The sequence below is a fragment of the Caldimonas tepidiphila genome (genome assembly GCF_003569765.1).
Lineage (GTDB): Bacteria > Pseudomonadota > Gammaproteobacteria > Burkholderiales > Burkholderiaceae_C > Caldimonas > Caldimonas tepidiphila.
In genome coordinates this window covers 1-517 of the sequence record NZ_QXMG01000207.1, presented here as the reverse complement: position 1 = coordinate 517, position 517 = coordinate 1, and the positions used below count along the sequence as shown (strand labels likewise).

The window sequence follows — 517 nt, the reverse complement described above, 5'->3', positions numbered from 1 at the left end:
GGGCGGCTGCTGAAGACCTGCGCCCGATGCACGTTGCCCGAGATCCGGGGGGTGTTCGTTCTGCAGGCCTCGGCCTCGATCGCCGGTGGCGGCGCAACGCTGCTTGATGGCTACGAGCCGCAGTGGCCGAGCCTCGTGCTGCTCGCCTCGATGGTGGCGGTGCAGGGTGTGACCTCGGCGCTGTGGCGCGACGGGGTGCCGATGGATTTTCAACGGAGGAGCTCATGATCTCCGCGCTGCTTTCCTTCCTCGGCGGCAGCGTCTTCCGCATGCTGTGGGGTGAGATCTCCGCAATGCTGACCGCGCGCCAGGATCACCGGCACGAGATCGAGCGCCTGCGGCTGCAGGGCGAGCTCGAGGCCGCGCAGCACGCGCGGGTGCAGGACTCGATCCGGCTGCAGCATGAGCTCGGCGTGCGCACGATCACCGTGCAGGCCGAGGCTGACCAGGGCCGCATCGAGGCCGACGCCTGGGCCACCGTGTCCCGCGCCACTGCGGCGCGCACCGGGCTGCGCCT

2 protein-coding genes are annotated in these 517 nt (G+C 70.6%); both read left to right on the top strand.

Annotation, left to right across the window (positions count from 1 at the left end; translation table 11 throughout):
- A partial coding sequence (locus D3A59_RS25120; RefSeq protein ID WP_205665282.1) for a hypothetical protein occupies window positions 1-228 on the top strand: 228 nt, incomplete at its 5' end.
- A partial coding sequence (locus tag D3A59_RS25115; RefSeq protein WP_157991730.1) for a hypothetical protein occupies window positions 225-517 on the top strand: 293 nt, incomplete at its 3' end. The genes D3A59_RS25120 and D3A59_RS25115, both read left to right, overlap by 4 nt.